This is a genomic window from Citrobacter sp. HN-141 (assembly GCF_033341895.1).
GTDB lineage: Bacteria > Pseudomonadota > Gammaproteobacteria > Enterobacterales > Enterobacteriaceae > Citrobacter.
The window spans coordinates 18,577-42,488 of record NZ_JAWPBF010000012.1; the positions used below are offsets into that span (position 1 = coordinate 18,577).

The window sequence follows — 23,912 nt, forward strand, 5'->3', positions numbered from 1 at the left end:
ATAAAAGGAATACCCTATGAAACGTAAAGTAATTGTGGCGTGTGGCGGTGCGGTAGCAACTTCAACAATGGCAGCAGAAGAAATTAAAGAACTGTGTGAAGCCAACAATATCCAACTCGACCTGGTTCAGTGCCGGGTAACAGAAATCGAAACCTATATGGATGGAGCCGATCTTATCTGTACCACCGCCCGTGTTGACCGTACTTTTGGCGATATCCCTGTGGTCCACGGCATGCCTTTTGTTTCAGGCGTGGGTATCGAAGCGTTGCAGCAAAAAATACTGACTATCCTCGTGGGGTGACGCCATATTTAGCGAAATAATGCGTTATATCCTCGACTTAGGTCCGACTGTCATGCTGCCGCTCGTGATCATCATCTTCTCAAAACTATTGGGGATGAAGCTCGGGGATTGTTTTAAATCCGGTCTGCATATTGGGATTGGCTTCGTCGGTATCGGCCTGGTTATTGGCCTGATGCTGGATTCTATCGGGCCTGCCGCAAAAGCAATGGCGGAGCAGTTTCAAATCAATCTGCATGTCATTGATGTTGGCTGGCCGGGTTCATCACCGATGACATGGGCATCACAGATCGCCTTGATTGCTATCCCTGTCGCCATTGGGGTCAATATCCTGATGCTGGTCACCCGAATGACCCGGGTCGTCAATGTCGATATCTGGAACATCTGGCATATGACGTTCACTGGCGCAATGTTACATCTGGCGACGGGCTCATACTGGTTGGGCATCCTGGGCGTTGTCGTTCACGCCGCATTTGTCTACAAACTTGGCGACTGGTTTGCGAAAGACACGCGCGACTTTTTCGGTCTCGAAGGTATTGCCATCCCACACGGCTCATCAGCCTATCTGGGGCCAATAGCGGTATTGGTTGATACGATCATTGAAAAAATCCCAGGCCTGAATCGCATTCATTTCAGTGCAGATGATGTACAGAAACGCTTCGGTCCTTTTGGTGAGCCAGTCACCGTCGGTTTTGTTATGGGCTTAGTGATCGGCTTGTTAGCCGGGTATGACATCAAAGCAGTATTGCAACTGGCGGTAAAAACGGCTGCCGTTATGCTGCTCATGCCACGCGTCATTAAACCGATTATGGATGGCTTAACACCTATTGCAAAGCATGCACGCAAACGTCTGCAGGCGAAATTTGGCGGTCAGGAGTTCTTAATTGGTCTTGATCCCGCATTGCTGCTCGGCCATACGTCGGTGGTTTCCGCCAGCCTGATCTTTATTCCGTTGACCATTCTGATTGCCGTCCTGGTTCCAGGTAATCAAGTTCTGCCCTTCGGTGATCTTGCTACTATTGGGTTCTTCGTAGCAATGGCGGTAGCCGTTCATCAGGGGAACCTGTTCCGCACGCTGATCTCTGGTGTCATCATCATGGGCATCACCTTGTGGATCGCCACCCAGACTATCGGCTTACACACCCAGCTTGCCGCCAACGCCGGGGCATTGAAAGCAGGTGGAATGGTCGCCTCTCTGGACCAGGGGGGCTCGCCGATCACCTGGTTACTGATTCAGCTCTTTACCTGGCAAAACGTCGTGGCGTTTGCCGTGATTGCCGTCATTTACTTCGCAGGTGTGCTATTGACCTGGCGCCGGGCACGTCGTTTCGTCGCCGCCGAAAAAGCAGCCGCTATCTCAGAAAGCCAGCCCACATCTTAATTTCTGGGGAGCATTTGCTCCCCTTCACATTTCTGGAGACTCTTATGAAATCAGTGGTTATTCACGCTGAGGGAGACGTACGCGTTGAAGAACGTCCCATGCCCCAACTGCAAGCCGATAACGATGTATTGGTCAGGGTGGTTAGTTCAGGGCTTTGCGGTTCTGATATCCCGCGTATTTTCTCTCATGGTGCGCATTATTACCCAATAACACTGGGTCATGAATTTAGCGGTTATGTTGAATCCTACGGAACCGGTGTGACTGATATGCAACCTGGCGACGCCGTTGCCTGTGTGCCGCTACTCCCCTGCTTCCACTGTCCTCAGTGTGAGCGTGGTTACTTTTCGTTATGTAAGCAATATCAGTTTGTCGGTTCGCGTAGCGAAGGGGGCAACGCGGAATATGTGGTCGTAAAACGTGCCAACCTGTTCCGCCTGCCTTCAGATATGCCGATTGATGACGGGGCATTCATCGAACCGATTACCGTCGGTTTGCATGCTTTCCATCTGGCCCAGGGCTGCGAAGGTAAAAACGTGATTATCGTTGGCGCAGGCACTATCGGTTTGCTGGCGATGCAATGTGCCCGCGAACTCGGTGCAAAAAGTGTCACGGCAATTGATATCAACCCACAAAAATTGACGTTAGCGAAAGAGTTGGGAGCCACTCACGTATTCAATAGCCGGGAGATGAGCGCGACGGAAATCTATTCTGCACTGGCCGACATGCAGTTCGATCAGTTGGTACTGGAGACAGCAGGAACACCACAAACCGTAGCCCTGTCTGTAGAAATTGCAGGCCCTCGCGCACAGGTGGCGTTAGTGGGTACATTGCACCAGGACCTGACGCTGACTTCCAGTGTATTTGGCCAAATACTGCGTAAGGAATTAACGATTCTCGGCAGTTGGATGAACTACTCCAGCCCATGGCCAGGAGAGGAGTGGGAAACCGCTGCACGCTTGCTGACCGAAAAACGTTTGCAACTGGAGCCGTTAATTGCCCATAGCGGCGACGCGGACAGTTTTGCCAAAGCGGTAGCATCACTCAATGGCGCACCGATGCAGGGGAAAATTCTGCTCAAACTTGCCTGACCTCACGAGCCAGCAACCTGCGCTGGCTCACATTTCCTTTCGAAATTTAGCGTTCACCTTTCGCAATCCTTCGATTAAACTAGTGATAGTTAAATTATCAGGTAAATCAATATGAACTCATTTGAGAGAAGGAACAAAATTGTCGACCTGATTAATACGCAAGGCAGCGTGCTGGTAATGGACCTTTCGAATACCTTTGGTATTTCTGAAGTGACTATTCGCGCCGACCTGCGGTTATTAGAGGAGAAAGGTCTTGTCACCCGTTTTCACGGCGGAGCGGCAAAACCTGGAAGCCACCTGGCTGAAGGCGACAATCAGGAAGTGATATTGGAAGAGCGGTATCAACTTGCCAGCGATCCGAAAAAAAGGATCGCCCAGGCCGCGACCGCAATGGTCGAAGAAGGCATGACCGTCATTCTGGATAGCGGAAGCACTACCTTGCTTATCGCGGAGGCGTTAAACCGAAAAAGTAATATCACCGTTATTACCAATAGCCTACCCGCCGCATTCACGTTGTCGGAAAACAAAGACATTACGCTGGTCGTCTGCGGTGGAACCGTGCGCCATAAAACCCACTCGATGCATGGCACCATCGCCGAACGTTCTCTACAAGGGATCAGCGCTGACCTGATGTTCGTTGGTGCCGATGGGATTGATGCCACAAATGGTATTACGACATTTAACGAAGGCTACTCCATTAGCAGCGTCATGGCAGCTGCCGCACATAAGGTCATCGCTGTGCTGGACGCGACAAAGTTCAATCGCCGCGGCTTTAATCAGGTACTGCCAATGGAGAAGATTAATTGCGTGATAACCGACGATAGCATCAGCAAGCAGGACAAATCAGCGCTCGCTAAAACAGGCGTTGAATTACTGATCGTTTAGTTTTTTACCCGCCACATCCCGCCTTTCTTCGCGCCAACGCGTTGCAACTTTCCTTTTTGCTGCAACGCTTTCAGATAGCGCTCTACGGTACGGGCTGAGATTTCACACTCATCAGCGATACTTTTGGCAGATCTGCCCGGCTGATTCGACAAGATTTGTAGAATACGTTTTTCTATATCCAGTAAATCAGGCGACATTTCTTCCGACATCGTCGGTGCTTGCCCTAATCCCTCTTTCAAAGCAGAGATGATATTTCCCAAAATAAATTCTATGAATGGCGTACAACTACTTTGCCGATCGCATTGCCCTAATACCTGATAATACCGATCCTGCTGGTAATAGATCAGCGTTTCTACCGGCAGCCAGGCCAATTCGGTGCGCCACTCCCGCAGAATTAATGTTTGCCACAACCGCCCCATTCGCCCATTACCATCAGAAAAAGGATGAATAAATTCAAATTCATAGTGGAAAACAGCCCCAGCAATAAGCGGGTGGTGTTCTGTCGTTTTTAACCAACCCAGCAAGTCATTAACCAAGCGCGGAACTTGTGAGGCAGGAAGGGCCATATGGATAAGTTGTTTTTCCCTGTAGACACCGACATTCCCAGAACGCAATTGGCCAGGATTATCGACCAGCCCGAACATCAGGACCTGATGGGCCTGAAGGAGATCGGATAACCGTTCACTTTTCCACTCCGACATTTTTTCATAGGCCAGAATGGCATTTCTGACTTCCTGTATATCTTTAGCTGGCGCCAGAATTCGCTTACCTTCCATCAGAGCGGTGACCTGCTCTGTCGTCAACGAATTATGTTCAATCGCCAAAGAAGCCTGGATTGTACGAATGCGATTCTCTTTGCGTAAAAGAGGGGATGTTCTACCCGCCATCGCCGCCCAATGTCCCATAAGCTCACCAATCTCAATCACTTGATTGAGTATCAATGGGGTGACAACGAATGGAGGCTGATATCCACCCACTTTTACTCTCCCTGCTGGTCCAGCGCATACTTATACAGCGCATTCTTTTTCACGCCGTGGATTTCTGCGGCCAGCGCAGCAGCCTTTTTCAGCGGCAGTTCTGCCTGCAATAAGGCCAACGTACGCAGCGCATCGGCAGGAAGATCGTCTTCTTGCGCTTTATGTCCTTCAACAATCAGCACCATTTCACCTTTACGGCGATTTTCGTCTTCTTTGACCCACGCCAGCAACTCACCCACCGGCGCACCATGAATGGTTTCCCAGGTTTTGGTCAGTTCACGCGCCAACACCACGTAGCGGGATTCGCCCCAGACGGCAACCATATCTTCCAGACTGTCCAGTAAGCGGTGAGTGGATTCATAAAAAATAAGCGTACGTGGTTCTGCCTCGATGGCTTTCATCGCATCACGACGCCCTTTCGATTTGGCTGGCAGGAAACCCTCATAGCAAAAACGGTCAGACGGCAGACCTGCAGCACTCAGTGCGGCAATCGCCGCACAAGGGCCTGGCAGAGGTACCACGCGGATCCCCGCTTCGCGACAGGTGCGCACCAGATGGTAGCCCGGATCGTTAATCAGCGGCGTTCCGGCATCGGAAACCAGCGCAATGTTTTGCCCTTCTTTCAGTTTCAATACCAGCGTTTCGGCTTTTTGCTGCTCATTATGGTCATGCAACGCAAACAAACGGGCGTTTATCGCGAAGTGTTGCAACAACAATCCTGTATGGCGGGTATCTTCAGCGGCAATTAAATCAACGGCTTGTAAAACTTCGAGCGCTCGTTGGGTAATATCAGCCAAATTTCCGATAGGAGTAGGTACAATAAAGAGTTGGCCTTGAGAATTATCCGCCGATTCGTGTTGTTTCATTGTGTCGTCCGTATTGCCGATTTAATATTGAGCATTGCGTAAAAAATATCACTGGATACAGTATGGTACCCTCAACATTTTCTCGTTTGAAAGCTGCACGCGCGCTGCCTGTCATTCTGGCAGCATTGATTTTCGCAGGCTGTGGCACCCAGGCGCCAGACCAGAGTGCTGCCCATATGCAGGGCACAGCACAGGCTGATTCCGGCTTTTATCTGCAGCAAATGCAGCAAAGCTCAGATGATAGCAAGACCAACTGGCAATTACTCGCCATTCGTGCACTGCTGAAAGAAGGCAAGAGCCAGCAGGCGGTCGAGTTGTTCAACCAGTTGCCGCAGCAACTGAACGATACCCAGCGTCTTGAACAGTCACTGCTGGCTGTCGAAATCAAACTTGCGCAGAAAGATATCGCTGGCGCACAGGCTCTACTGGGCCAGTTAAAACCAGCCGATTTCTCGCAAAAACAGCAGGCACGTTACTGGCAGGCGCAAATTGACGCCAATCAGGGGCGTCCGTCGCTCACGCTGCTACGCGCACTGATCGCTCAGGAACCGCTATTGGCCGCCAACGATAAGCAGAAAAATATTGATGCCACCTGGCAGGCCCTGTCGTCAATGACGCCAGAGCAAGCGCAGACACTGGTCATCAACGCCGATGAAAACGTGCTGCAAGGCTGGCTGGATCTCCAGCGCGTCTGGTTCGATAACCGTAACGATCCGGACATGATGAAAGCGGGTATTGCTGACTGGCAAAAACGTTACCCGCAAAATCCTGGGGCGAAACTGTTGCCAACGCAACTGGTCAACGTCCAGAGCTTTAAGCCCGCCTCCACCAGTAAAATTGCGCTGCTGCTGCCTCTGAACGGTCAGGCCGCTGTATTTGGCCGGACTATTCAGCAAGGCTTTGAAGCGGCAAAAAACATGGGCACTCAACCCGTAGCAGCCCCTGCTGTTGCCGCGCCTGCTGTGGATACCGCTGCCGCGACGACCACGGAACAGCAGCAAACGACTGACGGTGTTGCCAGCCCTTCTCAGGCTTCTGTCAGCGATCTGACCAACGATACGCCAGCACAACCAGAAGCTGCAGCTGTGCAGCCAACAGCGCCTGCACAGCCAGCGACTGCCAGCGCGCCGGCGAATCCGTCCGCAGAGCTGAAAATTTACGACACCTCATCACAGCCGCTGAGTCAGATCCTGGCTCAGGTACAGCAGGATGGCGCCAGCATTGTTGTCGGCCCGCTGTTGAAGAACAATGTCGAAGAGCTGATGAAAAGCAATACACCGCTCAACGTTCTGGCGCTAAACCAGCCAGAGTCGGTGCAGAATCTGGCGAATGTTTGCTACTTCGCACTATCACCAGAAGATGAAGCGCGCGATGCCGCACGCCACATCCGCGAACAAGGAAAACAAGCACCACTGCTGTTAATCCCGCGTAGCGCGTTAGGCGATCGCGTGGCTAATGCTTTTGCGCAGGAGTGGCAAAAACTGGGCGGCGGCGTAGTGCTGCAGCAGAAGTTCGGCTCCACGGCTGAGCTGAAAATGGGTGTCAACGGCGGCTCGGGGATTTCCCTGACGGGTAGCCCGGTGGCATCCTCTGTGCCTGCGCAACCTGGCGTGACGATTGGCGGTCTGACGATACCGGCAGCGCCTACCGATGCCCAAATCACCGGCGGCAGCGGTCGTGTTGATGCCGTGTATATTCTGGCGACGCCGGAGGAAATTGCGTTTATTAAACCGATGATCGCCATGCGTAACGGCAGCCAGAGCGGTGCGACGCTGTACGCCAGCTCCCGCAGCGCGCAGGGTACCGCTGGTCCTGATTTCCGTCTGGAGATGGAAGGCCTGCAGTACAGCGAAATTCCCATGCTGGCTGGCGGCAACGAGCCGCTCATGCAGCAAGCGCTGAGTGCAGTACGCAATGACTACTCGCTTGCGCGCATGTATGCAATGGGTGTCGATGCCTGGTCGCTCGCTAATCATTTCTCGCAAATGCGTCAGGTGCAGGGCTTCGAAATTAACGGCAACACTGGCGCATTGACCGCAACGCAGGATTGTGTGATTAACAGGAAGTTATCATGGCTCAAATACCAGCAAGGACAGGTCGTCCCCGCCAGTTAACGAGTAAACAGACCGGTGATACGTGGGAAACGACTGCGCGTCACTGGCTGGAAAGCAAAGGACTGCGTTTTATCGCCGCCAACGTACGTGAACGTGGCGGCGAAATCGACCTGATAATGCGTGAAGGCAGGACCACCGTCTTTGTCGAGGTTCGCTACCGGCGGTCCGCCCAATTTGGCGGTGCCGCGGCGAGTGTGACCCGGAGCAAACAACACAAATTATTACAGACCGCCCGCTTGTGGCTTGCGCGCCACAATGGGAGCTTTGATACTGTGGATTGCCGGTTCGATGTGTTAGCCTTCACCGGAAATGATGTTGAGTGGTTTAAGAACGCGTTCAACGACCGCTCATATAGTTGAATCAGAACCTGCCCATCAGGCAAATAAATTAACCTGACGTGCCTGGTACTTAAGGATTAGCGTGTTAGACAGAATCAAAGTCTGCTTTACAGAAAGCATTCAAACTCAGATAGCTGCGGCTGAAGCACTCCCGGATGCGATCTCCCGTGCAGCCATGACGCTGGTTCAGTCCCTGCTCAATGGCAACAAAATTCTCTGTTGTGGTAATGGGACATCCGCTGCCAACGCACAGCATTTTGCTGCCAGCATGATCAACCGTTTTGAAACAGAGCGACCCAGTTTACCTGCGATTGCACTAAATACTGATAATGTGGTCTTAACTGCGATTGCCAACGATCGCCTGCACGACGAAGTTTATGCAAAACAAGTCCGTGCGCTGGGACATGCAGGTGATGTTCTATTGGCAATTTCTACGCGTGGTAATAGCCGCGATATCGTAAAAGCCGTTGAAGCAGCCGTTACACGCGACATGACGATCGTTGCGTTGACCGGTTATGACGGAGGGGAACTGGCCGGATTGTTGGGGCCACAGGACGTTGAAATCCGCATCCCGTCACACCACAGCGCCCGCATTCAGGAAATGCATATGCTGACGGTCAATTGCCTTTGCGATCTCATTGATAACACGCTTTTCCCTCACCAGGATGATTAAGGAGTACACATGAAGGCATTTTCGCCGCTCGCCGTCGTTCTCTCAGCGTTGCTGTTGCAAGGCTGTGTCGCTGCCGCCGTTGTCGGAACAGCAGCTGTCGGGACGAAGGCAGCAACGGATCCTCGCAGTGTCGGCACCCAGGTAGATGATGGGACCCTGGAATTACGCGTCAATACGGCGTTGTCGAAAGATGCCCAGATCAAGAAAGAAGCGCGCATCAACGTGAGCGCCTATCAGGGTAAAGTTCTGCTGGTAGGCCAGTCGCCGAATAGCGAACTCTCTGCACGAGCAAAACAAATTGCAATGGGTGTGGAGGGCACAACGGAAGTCTTTAATGAGATCCGTCAGGGCCAGCCAATCGGCCTGGGCGATGCGTCCAACGATACCTGGATCACCACCAAAGTGCGCTCTCAGCTCCTGACCAGCGATCAGGTGAAATCCTCCAACGTGAAAGTCACCACCGAAAATGGGGAAGTATTCCTGCTGGGCCTGGTCACTGAACGCGAAGCGAAGGCGGCGGCGGATATCGCCAGCCGGGTAAGCGGCGTGAAACGCGTTACTACCGCCTTTACCTTTATTAAGTAATACAGATGCCGGATAGCGACGCATAGGCGTCTTATCCGGCCTACAGGACGTAATCGTTTGTAGGTCGGATAAGCTCAGCCAACATCCGGCATGTTATTTCGCCCTTTCGCGTAGCTCGGAAGAGGTCAGGATCGAAACCCCTTCATGCCCAGGCGCCAGTGCCTCCGCCAGCATTACCCGCGCAACATCGCGCGCTTCAATCGACTTCCAGTTTCCAGGCAGCAGCCGAAACAACGGTGCCAAAAACATTTCATTTGCGCGTTGCTTCTCCCGTTCCCCCAGCAACATCGAAGGCCGGACAATCGTTAACCGCGGCCATTTCTGCGCGATCAGCGCCTGCTCCATTTCCCCTTTCACCCGATTATAAAAAAACGGCGAATGTGCATTGGCTCCCATCGAACTCACCACCAGCATATGCTGGGCGCCTAACCGGCGTCCCGTCAGGGCCGTATCCACCACCAGCGTATAGTCAGCATGGATAAATGCCTCTTTGCTACCCGCTTCACGCCGGGTGGTACCCAGGCAGCAAAACACAATATCGACCGGGTCAGTCACCTGCGCCAGCGCATCGCTTAGCTGTGGATCGTGAGGATTATATACCCCGACCGTATCTGCCAGTGGTCGTCGTGTCGGCGCGGTGATAGCGTGGATTCGGGGTTCATTCAGCAACATCCGCAGCAAATTTCCGCCCACCAACCCGGTGGCACCTGTTATTAACACCTGGCTCATTGCTTTTCCATCCCCCGCATCCTCAATCGATCTTATAACTATAGATCACGCAGCCAGAGCATCTTCTTGCCAAAACCCAGCGTATTGTCAGTGAACTTGATTTCATCCAGCCGAATCTCCCACACGGGCGCTGGCAGCATCCTGGCGACGGGGAAACGACGGTTGTAGGCTTTACGCGCGACCTCACTCTCCTGTCCTTCGAGGCGACGAATTTCTCCTTTAAACTGTACGCCACGAATCAGAGCGACGGTTTTAGGCTGACCATTTACCGTACCGGCAATCGGTGCGCGCGGTCCGGACATCTGCGCATGACGCGTTTTCTCTTCGGTCAGCACATAGAACGCCATCTTCTGCGCATCAAACAGGTAAAACGCATTGGCGCACCACAATTCACCATCATGGTGTACACACCAGGTCACGACGTGCTGCTTTGCCAGCCAGCGAGTCACCGCAGTCAGTGTTTCCATTTCTGTTCTCTTTTATACTGTAGGCCTGAAAATTATCACGTCGATGGTGACAATGACACCCTGGTATCTGTACCTGATCCGTACCGCTGACAACGCCTTATACACCGGAATAACCACCGATGTGCAGCGCCGCTATAAGCAGCATCAAAGTGGGAAAGGCGCGAAGGCGCTACGCGGAAAGGGGGAACTCACGTTGGCATTTGCGGCGCAGGTCGGCGACCGTTCACTGGCCCTGCGCATAGAGTATCGCGTTAAACAACTCACCAAGCGGCAGAAAGAGCGCCTTGTCGAAGGCGAAGGGTTTGAGGCGCTATTAAGCGGCCTGCAAACCCCGGAGCTTAAAAGCGATTGAAGTGGTCGTGGTATTCCACCAGGCCAGAGACGCCCTCCAGCGCATCTTCCGCCAGACGATGCACCTGGAATGCACTTTCCGTCCCCGGCCAGCGGCAACGCAGGTCGTGATGGGCCGCCAGTTCGAAGCCAAAGCGACTGTACAATGCAGGGTCACCCAGAGTGACCACCGCGGCGTAGCCAAACTCGTTAAGAGAATCCAGCCCTTCATAAACCAGCTGACGCGCCAGGCCTTGCCCACGGTAATTTTCATCTACCGCTAACGGCGCCATGCCGACCCACTGCAGATCTTCACCCTGCACATCAACAGGGCTGAATGCGACGTAGCCCACTACCTGACCTTCATCATCGGTAGCAACCAGACCCAGCGTTAAGAAACCGTCTTCGCGCAGGTCGTGCACTAACTTCGCTTCCGCATCGCTCTCAAATGAACGTCGCAGCAGCGCATCAATACCTGGGGCATCAATGGGAATTTCAACTCGAATCAGCATGCTTCACCTACCGAGGTCTGTTTGGTTTCTGGCGACGTTTTCATCCCCGCCTCAACAAAATCCGCCAACTGCAACAGCATGACACGTAACGCTTTCGGCATCTGCTCCAGTTCGATGGCGTCCATCAGATTTTTAACATACAGCCCTAACTCTGTATCACCTTCGATCACCAGGCGACGCTGGAAGAAAAGCGTATCTGGATCCTGCTTACGCGCCGCGATCATCAGGAGATCGCTGGCATCGGCGCTAAAACTCACATCAGCATCTGCGCTCTCACTGACGATAAGCTTGCCGTTCTCTACTGAGGTATACCATCTGAGGCCAATATCGCGCACATGAATGCTCAGCCAGCGGCCGTCGAGAAACTCCAGCTCCCCATCGGCCAGCGCCTGACTAAACTGCCAGCTCAGGACCTGCTCCAGAACCTGGCGCTTCAGCGCAAAGGGCGTCAGTTTAACCGGTACACTCATCAGAGAAGGACCTAAATGTACTAAGCGTGAACGCAGTTTATCCAACACGAGCTTTACTCCCTGTTTCAATAGTCCTGCTATTTTGCCATATCAAATAAACGACATAGCGGCATAAATCAACAATTCGATGCGAAATTGTTACCTCTTTATTGGTGTCACCAATACGACTTTAACTGCCTCAAATCAAAAATTGTCTCAGCAAGGTTAACTAAAATCCCTCTTCGTTAACATTTTTGCGTCCTCAGGCGCAACTTTCAGGATAAATTATGGAGCTGCTCTGCCCTGCCGGAAATCTCCCGGCGCTTAAGGCGGCCATCGAGAACGGCGCTGATGCTGTCTACATCGGGCTGAAAGATGATACCAACGCCCGTCATTTCGCCGGCCTTAATTTTACCGAGAAAAAATTGCAGGAAGCGGTGAGTTTCGTTCATCAACATCGCCGTAAGCTGCACATTGCGATTAACACCTTTGCCCATCCGGATGGGTATGTACGCTGGCAACGTGCCGTGGATATGGCGGCACAACTGGGTGCGGATGCCCTGATCCTTGCCGATCTCGCCATGCTTGAGTATGCCGCAGAGCGCTATCCCCATATTGAGCGCCATGTCTCCGTTCAGGCATCTGCGACTAACGAAGAGGCAATTAATTTCTACCATCGCAACTTTGACGTTGCGCGGGTCGTACTGCCACGCGTGCTGTCGATTCATCAGGTGAAGCAATTAGCCCGCGTCACCCCAGTTCCATTAGAAGTATTTGCCTTCGGCAGTCTGTGCATTATGGCAGAAGGTCGTTGTTACTTATCTTCTTATCTGACAGGTGAATCGCCAAACACGGTGGGTGCCTGCTCCCCTGCTCGCTTTGTGCGCTGGCAGCAGACCCCACAGGGACTGGAGTCACGGTTAAACGAAGTGCTGATCGACCGCTATCAGGACGGCGAAAACGCAGGTTACCCAACGCTGTGTAAAGGCCGCTATCTGGTCGATGGTGAACGCTACCATGCGCTGGAAGAGCCAACCAGTCTGAACACGCTGGAGCTGCTGCCCGACTTGCTGGCCGCCAATATTGCGTCGGTCAAAATAGAGGGCCGTCAACGCAGCCCGGCCTATGTCAGCCAGGTAGCAAAAGTATGGCGTCAGGCGATCGACCGCTGCAAAGCCTCCCCGCAGAACTTCGTTCCACAGCCTGAATGGATGGAAACGCTGGGCTCCATGTCCGAAGGCACGCAGACCACGCTTGGTGCGTATCACCGTAAATGGCAGTGAGAAAAGCAATGAAATATTCCTTAGGGCCGGTGCTGTGGTACTGGCCGAAAGAAACGCTGGAAGATTTTTATCAGCAGGCTGCCGTAAGCCAGGCCGACGTTATCTATCTTGGCGAAGCGGTATGCAGTAAACGCCGCGCCACCAAAGTGGGCGACTGGCTCGATATGGCGAAATCGCTCGCTGGCAGCGGTAAACAGGTTGTGCTGTCAACACTGGCGCTGGTACAGGCCTCTTCTGAACTGGGAGAACTGAAGCGCTATGTCGAAAACGGCGACTTCCTTGTTGAAGCCAGCGATCTCGGCGTGGTAAACATGTGCGCCGAGCGTAAGCTGCCGTTTGTCGCCGGACATGCGCTCAACTGCTACAACGCGGTTACCCTGCGTTTGCTGCTCAAACAAGGCATGGTGCGCTGGTGTATGCCGGTAGAGCTTTCCCGCGACTGGCTGGCAAACTTGCTCAACCAGTGTGATGAGCTGGGTATTCGCAATCAGTTTGAAGTTGAGGTGCTGAGCTACGGGCATCTGCCGCTGGCGTACTCTGCCCGCTGCTTTACCGCGCGCTCCGAAGACCGTCCAAAAGATGAGTGTGAAACCTGTTGCATCAAATACCCGAACGGGCGCGATGTGCTGTCGCAGGAGAATCAGCAGGTCTTTGTTCTCAACGGGATCCAGACCATGAGCGGCTATGTTTACAACCTCGGCAACGAGCTGACATCGATGCAGGGGCTGGTTGATATTGTGCGTCTGTCCCCTTCAGGCACTGAAACATTCGCCATGCTCGACGCCTTCCGTGCCAATGAAAATGGCAGTGCTCCATTACCGCTTGCCGCCCACAGTGACTGTAACGGCTACTGGAAGCGACTGGCAGGTCTGGAGCTACAGGCCTAGCCGGATGGCGGCAAAAGCGCCTTATCCGGTCTACAAATAGCGATCCCGTAGGCCCGATAAGCGCAGCGCCATCAGGCATATTAGATTCATCCTGCACGCTATAAAGCTCACTTTGTTAACAACATTCGCTAATCTTTAATGCAGTATTAAAAGATTAACCGGTAACAAAGTGAGCCGTTATGACTGACAAAACTATTCCGTTCTCGGTGCTGGATCTGGCGCCAATCCCTGAAGGTTCTTCGGCAAAAGAGGCCTTCACGCACTCGCTTGATCTCGCACGACTGGCTGAAAAGTGCGGCTACCACCGCTACTGGCTGGCGGAACATCACAACATGACCGGCATCGCCAGCGCAGCGACCTCCGTACTGATTGGTTATCTGGCTGCCAATACCACCACGCTGCATCTCGGGTCTGGCGGCGTGATGTTGCCCAACCATTCGCCGCTGGTGATCGCCGAGCAGTTTGGTACCCTGAATACGCTGTATCCGGGACGAATCGATCTCGGGCTTGGTCGCGCACCGGGCAGCGATCAGCCAACCATGCGCGCACTGCGCCGCCATATGAGCGGTAATATCGATAACTTCCCACGCGACGTCTCTGAACTGGTGGACTGGTTTGACGCCCGCGATCCTAATCCCCATGTACGTCCGGTTCCCGGCTACGGCGAGCAGATCCCTGTCTGGTTATTAGGCTCCAGCCTGTACAGCGCACAGCTGGCGGCCCAGCTTGGTCTGCCGTTTGCCTTCGCCTCGCACTTTGCCCCGGATATGCTGCATCAGGCGCTGCATCTGTATCGCACCCAGTTCAAACCCTCAGCGCGGCTGGCAAAACCGTATGCGATGGTGTGCATCAACATCATTGCCGCCGACAGCAATCGCGATGCCGAATTTCTTTTTACCTCGATGCAGCAGGCATTCGTGAAACTGCGTCGTGGCGAAACCGGGCAGCTACCGCCGCCGGTAGAGAATATGCATCAGCTATGGTCTGCTTCCGAACAGTACGGCGTGCAACAGGCGCTGAGCATGTCGCTGGTTGGTGATAAGGCAAAAGTGCGTCACGGTCTTGATGCCATTTTGCGTGAAACCCAGGCCGATGAAATTATGGTTAACGGCCAGATTTTTGATCATCAGGCACGTCTACATTCGTTTGATTTGGCGATGGATGTGAAGCAGGAATTGTTGGGGTAGTGCGGTTTGTGCCGGATGGCGGCTACGCCTTATCCGGCCTACACGGTGGTGTAGGCCCGGTAAGCATAGCGCCACCGGGCAACGGTTTTACTGATAAACCGGTAACAGATTCACACTCGACAGAATATGGATAACCGCGTTGCCGATACCGAATACCAGGATCAGCGCAATCATCGGCTTACCGCCCCAGACGCGGAATTTCGGGCTACCGAAACGCTCGCGAGATTTACGGGCCAGCAGCGCCGGAACAATGGCGGCCCAGATGGTTGCCGCGAGTCCTGCATAGCCAATGGCGTACAGGAAACCGTTCGGCCACAGCAGGCCACCAATAATTGGCGGGACAAACGTCAGCAATGCCGTTTTGAAACGTCCCATTGCCGAGTCATCAAAGCCAAACAGATCCGCCAGATAGTCAAACAGACCGAGCGTAACACCGAGGAATGAACTCGCCACTGCGAAGTTGGAGAACACCACCAGCAGCAGATCCAGACTGCGGCTGTTCAATACACCGCTCAGCGCCTGTACCAGCACATCAATGTTACCGCCCTGCTGCGCAATACCGATAAACTCAGGACGCGGAATGTTGCCCATCGTCCCCAGCAACCATACGGTATACAGCACCAGCGCCAGCAGCGTGCCGTAGACCAGGCACTTAACGATGGTTTTCGGATCTTTGCCGTAGTACTTCATCAGGCTCGGAACGTTGCCATGATAGCCGAATGAGGCCAGACAGAACGGCAGCGTCATCAGCAGGTACGGCGTATACGAGGCGTTGCTTTCCGCCACGTTAAACAACGTTGTGGGCTGAACGTGTCCCAGTAAACTGCCGAAGGTCAGGAAAAAGGTAATCACCTTCGCGCCCAGCACAATCGCCGTCATGCGGCTAACCGCTTTGGTACTTAACCACACCACAAACGCCACCAGCAGCGCAAAGCCAAGACCTGCCGCACGCGCCGGAACGTTCAACGACATCTCCGAGAAGGTGTGATGCAGGATTGACCCGCTCGCCGAGATATACGCGTAGGTCAGAATATAGAGAACGAAAGCAATCGAGATGCCGTTCACCACGTTCCAGCCTTTTCCCAGCAGATCTTTCGTGATGGTGTCAAAGCTAGAACCAATACGGTAATTGAGGTTAGCTTCAAGGATCATCAGCCCGGAGTGCAGCATGCAGAACCAGGTGAAGATCAGTGCCGCCATTGACCAGAAGAACCACGCCCCGGACATGACCACAGGCAGAGAAAACATCCCCGCGCCAATAATGGTGCCGCCGATGATCACCACGCCGCCAAGCAGCGAAGGTGATGTTTGGGTGGTGGTTAGTGTTGCCATTCAGCCATCTCTCCAGTCATTTGTATTGTGACTACATCTCAATGTGCTGCACTGTACCAGTACATGAGTACAAATGAAATAAAAAAAGCCCCAATCATTTCGATCGGGGCTGTATATATTACTTTACGCTGTTAAACCGTGAGGCTTATGCGTCACCGCCGAAACGACGACGACCAGCTGAGTCATCACGACGCGGAGCAGAAGAATCGTCACGGCGCGGACCACGGTTGCCTTCACGACGTTCGCCGCTGAAACGACGACCATCGCCACGACCGCCTTCACGACGTTCGCCGCTAAAGTTACGACCTTCACCGCGACCGCCTTCACGACGCTCACCGCTGAAACGGCCACCGCCACGACGCTCACCACCGGCGTGCGGAACTGCATCGCCAACCAGCTGCATGTTCATCGGCTTGTTCAGGATGCGAGTACGGGTAAAGTGCTGCAGCACGTCGCCCGGCATACCTTTCGGCAGTTCGATGGTGGAGTGGGAAGCAAACAGCTTGATGTTACCGATGTAACGGCTGCTGATATCACCTTCGTTAGCAATCGCACCAACGATATGACGAACTTCAACACCGTCATCACGGCCCACTTCAATGCGGTACAGCTGCATGTCACCGACGTCACGACGTTCACGACGCGGACGGTCTTCACCACCACGGTCATTACGGTCACGAGGGCCACGATCGTTACGATCGCGCGGACCACGGTCATCACGGTCGCGGAATTCGCGTTTCGGACGCATCGGCGCATCTGGCGGCAGGATCAGAGGACGTTCGCCCTGAGCCATTTTCAGCAGTGCAGCTGCCAGCGTTTCGATATCCAGTTCTTCTTCCGGCTGCATTTTCGCCAGCAGAGCACGGTACTGATCCAGATCGCTGCTTTCCAGCTGCTGCTGTACTTTAGCGGCGAATTTTTCCAGACGGCGTTTGCCCAGCAGGTCTGCGTTCGGCAGTTCTACTTCCGGAATAGTCAGCTTCATGGTGCGTTCGATGTTACGCAGCAGACGACGCTCGCGGTTCTCAACGAACAGCAGCGCACGGCCCGCGCGACCCGCACGACCGGTACGGCCGATACGGTGAACGTAAGACTCGGAATCCATCGGGATGTCGTAGTTAACAACCAGGCTGATACGCTCAACGTCCAGGCCACGGGCCGCAACGTCGGTAGCAATCAGAATATCCAGACGGCCATCTTTCAGACGCTCCAGAGTCTGCTCACGCAGGGACTGGTTCATGTCGCCGTTCAGTGCAGCGCTGCTATAACCGCTACGCTCCAGCGCTTCTGCTACTTCCAGGGTCGCATTTTTGGTACGAACGAAGATAATCGCCGCATCAAAGTCTTCTGCTTCCAGGAAACGCACCAGCGCTTCATTTTTACGCATGCCCCACACAGTCCAGTAGCTCTGGCTGATGTCAGGACGGGTAGTGACGCTGGACTGAATGCGTACTTCCTGCGGCTCTTTCATAAAGCGGCGGGTAATACGACGAATCGCTTCCGGCATGGTTGCAGAGAACAGAGCGGTCTGATGACCTTCCGGGATCTGTGCCATGATGGTTTCAACGTCTTCGATGAAGCCCATACGCAGCATTTCGTCAGCTTCGTCCAGTACCAGACCGCTCAGTTTGGAGAGGTCCAGAGTACCGCGCTTCAGGTGATCCAGCAGACGGCCCGGCGTACCGACGACAATCTGTGGTCCCTGACGCAGGGCACGTAATTGCACGTCATAACGCTGGCCGCCGTACAGGGCAACCACGTTCACGCCGCGCATGTGTTTAGAGAAATCCGTCATGGCTTCTGCAACCTGAACCGCCAGTTCGCGGGTCGGTGCCAGCACCAGAATCTGAGGTGCCTTCAGCTCAGGATCAAGATTGTTGAGCAGCGGTAAAGAGAACGCTGCAGTTTTGCCGCTACCTGTCTGGGCCATACCCAGAACATCGCGGCCGCCCAGCAGATGCGGAATGCACTCTGCCTGGATTGGAGATGGTTTTTCGTAACCCAGATCGTTAAGGGCTTCAAGGATAGGAGCCTTCAGGCCCAGATCTGCAAAAGTGGTTTCGAATTCAGCCATGTAGTACGTGTGCCTCAAAATTAATGGCGGCCAGTCTACATAACTCATCATGAAATTGATCTGCAATTTTCATTGAAAAGTGTGAACCGGCTCAAAGTAGGTGTATTAACGAACAACAACGCCCTCACCCGTGAAGGTGATGGCAATCAAAAAAGATTACGGGCTGATGTGTACGTCAGCTATTGCTGGTCCGATTCTGCCAGGTCATCTTGGTCCTGGCCCAGGAGCGATAATTCCAACAATGCGTATCGGTGCTCAACAAAGTTATGAACGTTGTTAGCCACCGCCAGTTTGAACAATGCCGTAGCGTTGTCCAAATCCCCCAGACTTAGGTAGTACTTACCTAAATAGAAGTTGGTTTCACTGAGATGCTCAGCGAGCGAGGTGTTATCCGTTGCGTCCGCCTTCAGGCGTTCCATCAGCGTTGCTTCGCTAATGTTGCCCAGGTAGAACTCGACAATGTTCCATCCCCATTGCTCTTTATCCGATTTCTCAAAGCGTTGCTTCAACGCTTCTTTAGCCTGCTTCTCATCGAGCTTCTGCTCGGCAAGATAAAGCCACAGACTGCGGAAAGGATCATTGGGATCGTCTTGATAAAACGCCAGCAGATCATCTTGCGCTAACTTGTCGCGACCGCCGTAATACAATGCGATACCGCGATTTAAGTGCGCGTAGTTGTAAGTTGGATCAAGCTCAAGTACAGAATCAAACGCTTCATAGGCAGCATCAAAATTGCCTGCCTGCGTTAAATATATACCTAAATAATTGAATACTTCAGGCATATCTGGTCGGATAGCCAGCGCTTGTGAAAAATCATTTCGCGCCAGTGCCCTCAGACCGAGACTATCATACAACACTCCGCGCTCATATAAAAGCTGTGCGCGTTCGTCATCGGTTAAAGCCCGACTGGCAAGAATTTGTTCCATACGTGCCAGAATCACTTCCTGCTGCAAAGTCGGTTGCAGTGGTACTGCGAGGACTTCACTCTTACGCCAGGCGGAATTACTGCATCCAGCCAGCGTGAGTGCTGTCGCAACGAAACACCAGCGCAAAAAAGGCTTCATTTCCCACTCCCGAAGACAACGATTGAATGAACGTCCAGGTTCCCCGGTTGCTAACAAGGCATCCTGCCGGGTTAAAGGCCCTCCGCTTTCACGGAGGGCAATGGCAACCTTACTCGCCCTGGCTTGCCGGAGCTTCCGGTTCGCCTGCAGGCTGAGACTGCTCAGTTGCTTCTTTAATGCTCAGACGTACACGGCCCTGGCGATCAACTTCCAGAACTTTGACCGGTACTTCCTGGCCCATCTGCAGGTAATCAGTCACTTTCTCTACGCGCTTATCAGCGATCTGAGATATGTGCACCAGGCCTTCTTTACCGCCACCGATGGCAACGAATGCGCCAAAGTCAACGATACGGGTCACTTTACCATTGTAGATACGGCCTACTTCGATTTCTGCGGTGATCTCTTCGATACGACGGATAGCATATTTCGCTTTCTCACCGTCGGTCGCAGCAATCTTAACGGTACCATCATCTTCGATTTCAATGGTGGTGCCGGTTTCTTCGGTCAGAGCACGGATAACAGAACCGCCTTTACCGATAACGTCTTTGATCTTGTCCGGGCTGATCTTGATGGTGTGGATACGCGGAGCGAACTGAGAAATATCGCCACGCGGTGCGTTGATCGCTTGTTCCATCACACCCAGGATGTGCAGACGCGCACCTTTAGCCTGGTTCAGAGCAACCTGCATGATCTCTTTGGTGATACCTTCAATTTTGATATCCATCTGCAGCGCAGAGATACCATCGCGGGAACCCGCCACTTTGAAGTCCATATCGCCCAGGTGGTCTTCGTCGCCCAGGATGTCAGACAGAACAACAAAGTTGTCGCCTTCTTTCACCAGACCCATCGCGATACCCGCAACGGCGGCTTTGATTGGCACGCCTGCGTCCATCAGCGCCAGAGAAGCACCACATACGGAAGCCATAGAAGAAGAACCGTTAGATTCGGTGATTTCAGAAACCACACGCACGGTGTACGGGAATTTATCCAGTTCCGGCATCACGGCCAATACGCCACGCTTCGCCAGACGACCGTGACCAATCTCACGACGTTTCGGAGAACCGACCATACCGGTTTCACCTACGCAGTACGGAGGGAAGTTATAGTGGAACAGGAAGTTGTCAGTACGCTCGCCCATCAGTTCGTCGAGGTTCTGTGCATCACGGGTGGTGCCCAGGGTCGCAGTCACCAGCGCCTGAGTTTCGCCACGGGTGAACAGTGCGGAACCGTGGGTACGCGGCAGAACGCCAGTACGCACGTCCAGGCCACGGATCATGTCTTTTTCACGGCCATCGATGCGCGGCTCGCCGGCCAGTACGCGGCTACGAACAACGTTTTTCTCGATAGCGTGCAGGATTTCACCCAGCTCGTTAGCGTCCAGGGTTTCATCTTCTGCAGTAAGCTGCGCGATGGTTTCAGATTTGATCACGTCAACCTGAGCATAACGCTCTTGTTTGTCAGTGATACGGTAAGCATCGCTCAGACGCGCTTCTGCCAGTGCAGCAACGCGCGCGTTCAGCGCTTCGTTAACCGCTTCTGGCTGCCAGTCCCAACGTGGTTTGCCTGCTTCTTTCGCCAGCTCGTTGATGGCCTGGATAACAACCTGCTGCTGTTCGTGACCGAATACCACAGCACCCAGCATCTGGTCTTCGCTCAGCAGTTCAGCTTCGGATTCAACCATCAGTACGGCAGCTTCGGTACCGGCAACAACCAGATCCAGTTTACTTTCTTTCAGCTCGTCCTGAGTCGGGTTCAGTACGTACTGGTCATTGATGTAACCAACACGCGCAGCACCGATCGGGCCGTTGAATGGGATACCTGACAGAGTCAGTGCAGCAGATGCACCAATCATTGCCACGATGTCCGGGTTAACCTGTGGGTTAACGGAAACGACGGTTGCGATAACCTGAACTTCGTTAACGAAGCCTTCCGGGAACAGCGGACGAACCGGGCGGTCAATCAGACGCGCGATCAGGGTTTCGCCTTCGCTCGGACGGCCTTCACGACGGAAGAAGCTACCTGGGATACGACCAGCAGCGTAGGTACGCTCCTGATAGTTAACGGTCAGCGGGAAAAAGTCCTGGCCTGGTTTCGCTTTTTTCTGGCCAACAACGGTAACGAATACCGCAGTGTCATCCATGCTAACCATAACAGCGGCAGTCGCCTGACGCGCCATCATGCCGGTTTCCAGCGTAACGGTATGCTGACCGTACTGGAATTTACGAACGATCGGATTAAGCAAAATAATATCCTTTCTCTATTTTTTTGACGGCACATTTATGCGCCATCGTTAATACCCGATCTTCTGCGCATCCTCGCGACTAATGACAACCCTAACCCATGCGTATTGGGTAAAGCCTCTCATTAGCCGCGCGAACCTCTGCAACGGAAGATCATTCATAGCAACAATACATTAGTTTCCAGCGAATTGCTGCCATCTGCCGGAAAAAAGGGGCCATGAAGGCCCCCTCTTTCTGAAACTCGAAAGAATTAGCGACGCAGACCCAGACGCTCGATCAGCGCGGTGTAACGTGCAACATCTTTACGTTTCAGGTAGTCGAGCAGTTTACGACGCTGAGAAACCATGCGCAGCAGACCACGACGGCTGTGGTGATCTTTTTTGTGCTCTGCAAAGTGGCCCTGCAGGTGGTTAATCTGTGCAGTCAACAGAGCAACCTGAACATCGGTAGAACCGGTGTCATTTGCATCACGACCGAACTCAGAAACGATTTTAGCTGTAGCTTCAGTACTTAGAGACATTTTAAAACTCCAAAGTGATAAGAATGAAAGGATGCCGATCTCTAATTCAGCTATCCCAGTGTACGCCACGCAGATTGTTAAACAATTTACGCGACGCTAAGCGGCGGTATTCTACTCGCAGCGCCCTTTTATCGCAAGACAGAGAGCGCTATGCAGGATATTCAACCACCAGTCGACGGGGGGCGACACGACCTTCATCGTCCATCTCCCCCATGCCAATAAACTTGCCGTCATCGCCTTCCGTCACGCGTACCAGCCCTTCCAGCGGGGCGCCTGTCGTCCGTACCGGATTACCATTTTTAAAGTAAACCGACGATGTTAAAGGCAAATTAACAACAGGATAGTCCGATGCCGGACTGTCCATTGACATCAGCAAAGGATCAAGCAGCTGAGCCGCCGGAATGTTCTGCTGTTCTGCCTGTTCGACCAGCTCACGCAGGTGTTCCAGCGTCACCATACGATCCACCGGATATTTGCTGACCGTCAGACGGCGCAGATACGTTACGTGTGCACCGCATCCCAGCTTCTCACCCAGATCGTCAATAATAGTACGAATATAGGTGCCTTTGGAGCAGTGAACTTCCAGCTCCAGTTCGTTACCCTCGTGGCGAATAAACAGCAGTTCATAAACGGTAATTGGGCGCGCTTCACGCGGCACCTCGATGCCTTGACGCGCGTATTCGTACAGCTTCTTGCCCTGATATTTCAGCGCCGAGTACATCGATGGAATTTGCTCGATATCGCCGCGGAAAGTTTCCAGCGCGCTCGCAAGCTGTTCCTCCGTAAAGGTCACCGGACGTTCCTGCACGATTTGTCCATCAGCATCAGAGGTATCCGTACGCTGACCCAGGCGGGCAATCACACGATAACGTTTGTCAGAGTCCAACAGGTACTGTGAAAATTTCGTTGCTTCACCGAGGCAGATAGGCAGCATGCCTGTCGCCAGCGGATCCAACGCACCGGTATGACCGGCACGGTTGGCATTGTAGATGCGCTTTACTTTTTGCAGTACGTCATTGCTGGACATGCCCTGAGGTTTGTCCAGCAGCAAAACACCATGAATGTCGCGACCACGACGACGAGGACGACTCATCAGTCCTCCTTGCTGTCGTCCGCTGGGTTCACACGACGTTCATCGTCATGCTTCACCACGCTGGTCACCAGGTTGGACATGCGCATCCCTTCGACCAGTGAGTTGTCGTAGAAGAAGGTCAGCTCAGGCACGATACGCAGGCGCATCGCTTTCCCCAACAGAGAGCGGATGAAGCCAGAAGCCTCCTGCAGTGCCTTAATGCCGTTTTTCACGGCCGCTTCGTCCTGGTCGTTCAGGAACGTCACGAATACTTTGGCATAGGCCAGGTCACGGGACATCTCAACGCCCGATACGGTGGTCATCATACCAACACGCGGGTCTTTGATTTCGCGTTGCAGGATCAGTGCGATCTCTTTCTGCATCTCTTGCGCGACACGCTGCGGGCGACCAAATTCTTTCGCCATAATGAATTCTCCAGAATAAAGACAAAAAAGGGGCCATAAGCCCCTTTTTAAATTTCTTGCCGGGTGGCGCTTTAAAGCCTGATGGCGCTACGCTTATCAGGCCTACAACCCGGCTAACAATCCTAACGTAGGCCCG

The 23,912-nt window shown here is 53.3% G+C and carries 26 protein-coding genes; 12 read left to right on the plus strand and 14 right to left on the minus strand.

Annotation, left to right across the window (positions count from 1 at the left end):
- Positions 1-16 precede the first annotated feature (16 nt).
- From gatB to RYZ59_RS15435, 4 genes are all read left to right on the plus strand, one after another.
- Positions 17-301: a PTS galactitol transporter subunit IIB gene (gene gatB, locus RYZ59_RS15420; RefSeq protein WP_003828616.1), complete on the plus strand. Its 285-nt coding sequence runs from the start codon at positions 17-19 to the stop codon at positions 299-301.
- A gap of 4 nt (positions 302-305) precedes the next feature.
- Positions 306-1,679, plus strand: a complete 1,374-nt coding sequence (locus RYZ59_RS15425) for a PTS galactitol transporter subunit IIC (RefSeq protein ID WP_271456274.1) — start codon at positions 306-308, stop codon at positions 1,677-1,679.
- A 44-nt stretch (positions 1,680-1,723) separates the two neighbouring features.
- Positions 1,724-2,767 carry a galactitol-1-phosphate 5-dehydrogenase gene (gene gatD, locus RYZ59_RS15430; protein WP_318049341.1) on the plus strand — a complete coding sequence of 348 codons (1,044 nt, stop codon included), beginning with the start codon at positions 1,724-1,726 and terminating at the stop codon, positions 2,765-2,767.
- 111 nt (positions 2,768-2,878) lie between these two features.
- Positions 2,879-3,652 (plus strand): DeoR/GlpR family DNA-binding transcription regulator, encoded by a 774-nt coding sequence (locus RYZ59_RS15435; RefSeq protein ID WP_048213375.1) that lies wholly within the window; start codon positions 2,879-2,881, stop codon positions 3,650-3,652.
- On the opposite strand, the gene RYZ59_RS15440 is transcribed toward RYZ59_RS15435, so the two are convergent.
- Both RYZ59_RS15440 and rsmI read right to left on the minus strand, forming a co-directional pair.
- Complete coding sequence (locus RYZ59_RS15440; protein ID WP_318049336.1) at positions 3,649-4,629, minus strand: Fic family protein; 981 nt, start codon at positions 4,627-4,629, stop codon at positions 3,649-3,651. The two genes, RYZ59_RS15435 and RYZ59_RS15440, sit on opposite strands and share 4 nt — an antisense overlap.
- A gap of 2 nt (positions 4,630-4,631) precedes the next feature.
- Positions 4,632-5,495, minus strand: coding sequence for a 16S rRNA (cytidine(1402)-2'-O)-methyltransferase (gene rsmI / locus RYZ59_RS15445; RefSeq protein WP_202037656.1), 864 nt, complete (start codon positions 5,493-5,495; stop codon positions 4,632-4,634).
- Between the two features lie 62 nt (positions 5,496-5,557).
- Here rsmI and RYZ59_RS15450 point away from each other — a divergent pair, with 62 nt between their 5' ends.
- The 4 genes from RYZ59_RS15450 to dolP all read left to right on the plus strand — a co-directional run bounded on the left by RYZ59_RS15450 (position 5,558) and on the right by dolP (position 9,205).
- Entirely contained in the window at positions 5,558-7,609 is a 2,052-nt protein-coding gene (locus RYZ59_RS15450) for a penicillin-binding protein activator (RefSeq protein ID WP_318049333.1), read from the plus strand.
- Complete coding sequence (locus RYZ59_RS15455) at positions 7,567-7,968, plus strand: YraN family protein (RefSeq protein WP_137382404.1); 402 nt, start codon at positions 7,567-7,569, stop codon at positions 7,966-7,968. Before RYZ59_RS15450 ends, RYZ59_RS15455 begins: the two co-directional genes overlap by 43 nt.
- Before the next feature lie 61 nt (positions 7,969-8,029).
- Positions 8,030-8,620: a DnaA initiator-associating protein DiaA gene (gene diaA, locus RYZ59_RS15460; RefSeq protein ID WP_048213380.1), complete on the plus strand. Its 591-nt coding sequence runs from the start codon at positions 8,030-8,032 to the stop codon at positions 8,618-8,620.
- Positions 8,621-8,629: 9 nt separating this feature from the next.
- On the plus strand, positions 8,630-9,205 hold the full coding sequence (dolP, locus tag RYZ59_RS15465; protein ID WP_048213381.1) for a division/outer membrane stress-associated lipid-binding lipoprotein: 576 nt from the start codon (positions 8,630-8,632) through the stop codon (positions 9,203-9,205).
- Positions 9,206-9,298: 93 nt separating this feature from the next.
- Here the strand turns inward: dolP and RYZ59_RS15470 are convergent, their stop codons facing one another.
- Together RYZ59_RS15470 and RYZ59_RS15475 are read right to left on the minus strand one after the other, a co-directional pair.
- Positions 9,299-9,934, minus strand: a complete 636-nt coding sequence (locus RYZ59_RS15470) for an NAD(P)H-binding protein (protein WP_318049323.1) — start codon at positions 9,932-9,934, stop codon at positions 9,299-9,301.
- Between the two features lie 38 nt (positions 9,935-9,972).
- Positions 9,973-10,401 carry a YhbP family protein gene (locus RYZ59_RS15475; RefSeq protein ID WP_318049322.1) on the minus strand — a complete coding sequence of 143 codons (429 nt, stop codon included), beginning with the start codon at positions 10,399-10,401 and terminating at the stop codon, positions 9,973-9,975.
- A 52-nt stretch (positions 10,402-10,453) separates the two neighbouring features.
- Here RYZ59_RS15475 and RYZ59_RS15480 point away from each other — a divergent pair, with 52 nt between their 5' ends.
- Positions 10,454-10,753 (plus strand): GIY-YIG nuclease family protein, encoded by a 300-nt coding sequence (locus RYZ59_RS15480; protein ID WP_181510125.1) that lies wholly within the window; start codon positions 10,454-10,456, stop codon positions 10,751-10,753.
- Here the strand turns inward: RYZ59_RS15480 and RYZ59_RS15485 are convergent.
- On the minus strand, positions 10,740-11,243 hold the full coding sequence (locus RYZ59_RS15485) for a GNAT family N-acetyltransferase (protein ID WP_048213385.1): 504 nt from the start codon (positions 11,241-11,243) through the stop codon (positions 10,740-10,742). The genes RYZ59_RS15480 and RYZ59_RS15485 overlap by 14 nt on opposite strands.
- Positions 11,237-11,761 carry an SCP2 domain-containing protein gene (locus RYZ59_RS15490; protein ID WP_137382409.1) on the minus strand — a complete coding sequence of 175 codons (525 nt, stop codon included), beginning with the start codon at positions 11,759-11,761 and terminating at the stop codon, positions 11,237-11,239. The genes RYZ59_RS15485 and RYZ59_RS15490 overlap by 7 nt, the downstream gene beginning before the upstream one ends.
- Positions 11,762-11,979: 218 nt before the next feature.
- Here RYZ59_RS15490 and RYZ59_RS15495 point away from each other — a divergent pair, with 218 nt between their 5' ends.
- The 3 genes from RYZ59_RS15495 to RYZ59_RS15505 all read left to right on the plus strand — a co-directional run bounded on the left by RYZ59_RS15495 (position 11,980) and on the right by RYZ59_RS15505 (position 15,049).
- A complete protein-coding gene (locus tag RYZ59_RS15495; RefSeq protein WP_137382410.1) occupies positions 11,980-12,975 on the plus strand; it encodes a peptidase U32 family protein in 996 nt (331 codons plus the stop codon).
- Complete coding sequence (locus RYZ59_RS15500; protein ID WP_202037651.1) at positions 12,966-13,862, plus strand: U32 family peptidase; 897 nt, start codon at positions 12,966-12,968, stop codon at positions 13,860-13,862. Before RYZ59_RS15495 ends, RYZ59_RS15500 begins: the two co-directional genes overlap by 10 nt.
- 179 nt (positions 13,863-14,041) lie before the next feature.
- A complete protein-coding gene (locus RYZ59_RS15505; RefSeq protein WP_318049320.1) occupies positions 14,042-15,049 on the plus strand; it encodes a luciferase-like monooxygenase in 1,008 nt (335 codons plus the stop codon).
- A gap of 87 nt (positions 15,050-15,136) precedes the next feature.
- Here RYZ59_RS15505 and mtr read toward each other — a convergent pair whose 3' ends face one another.
- From mtr to rbfA, 8 genes are all read right to left on the minus strand, one after another.
- Entirely contained in the window at positions 15,137-16,381 is a 1,245-nt protein-coding gene (gene mtr / locus RYZ59_RS15510) for a tryptophan permease (protein WP_003828642.1), read from the minus strand.
- A gap of 145 nt (positions 16,382-16,526) precedes the next feature.
- Positions 16,527-18,455 (minus strand): DEAD/DEAH family ATP-dependent RNA helicase, encoded by a 1,929-nt coding sequence (locus RYZ59_RS15515; protein WP_318049318.1) that lies wholly within the window; start codon positions 18,453-18,455, stop codon positions 16,527-16,529.
- The gene (gene yrbN / locus RYZ59_RS15520) at positions 18,448-18,528 is read right to left on the minus strand and encodes a protein YrbN (protein ID WP_010723222.1); all 81 of its coding nucleotides are present in this window, start codon (positions 18,526-18,528) and stop codon (positions 18,448-18,450) included. Before yrbN ends, RYZ59_RS15515 begins: the two co-directional genes overlap by 8 nt.
- Before the next feature lie 106 nt (positions 18,529-18,634).
- Positions 18,635-19,519, minus strand: coding sequence for a lipoprotein NlpI (gene nlpI, locus RYZ59_RS15525; RefSeq protein ID WP_003024982.1), 885 nt, complete (start codon positions 19,517-19,519; stop codon positions 18,635-18,637).
- Between the two features lie 109 nt (positions 19,520-19,628).
- A complete protein-coding gene (gene pnp / locus RYZ59_RS15530) occupies positions 19,629-21,761 on the minus strand; it encodes a polyribonucleotide nucleotidyltransferase (protein ID WP_137382415.1) in 2,133 nt (710 codons plus the stop codon).
- A 248-nt stretch (positions 21,762-22,009) separates the two neighbouring features.
- Positions 22,010-22,279 carry a 30S ribosomal protein S15 gene (gene rpsO, locus RYZ59_RS15535; protein WP_000059465.1) on the minus strand — a complete coding sequence of 90 codons (270 nt, stop codon included), beginning with the start codon at positions 22,277-22,279 and terminating at the stop codon, positions 22,010-22,012.
- Positions 22,280-22,427: 148 nt separating this feature from the next.
- Complete coding sequence (gene truB / locus RYZ59_RS15540; RefSeq protein WP_318049317.1) at positions 22,428-23,372, minus strand: tRNA pseudouridine(55) synthase TruB; 945 nt, start codon at positions 23,370-23,372, stop codon at positions 22,428-22,430.
- Positions 23,372-23,776, minus strand: a complete 405-nt coding sequence (gene rbfA / locus RYZ59_RS15545) for a 30S ribosome-binding factor RbfA (protein WP_003024988.1) — start codon at positions 23,774-23,776, stop codon at positions 23,372-23,374. The genes truB and rbfA overlap by 1 nt, the downstream gene beginning before the upstream one ends.
- Between the last annotated feature and the right edge of the window lie 136 nt (positions 23,777-23,912).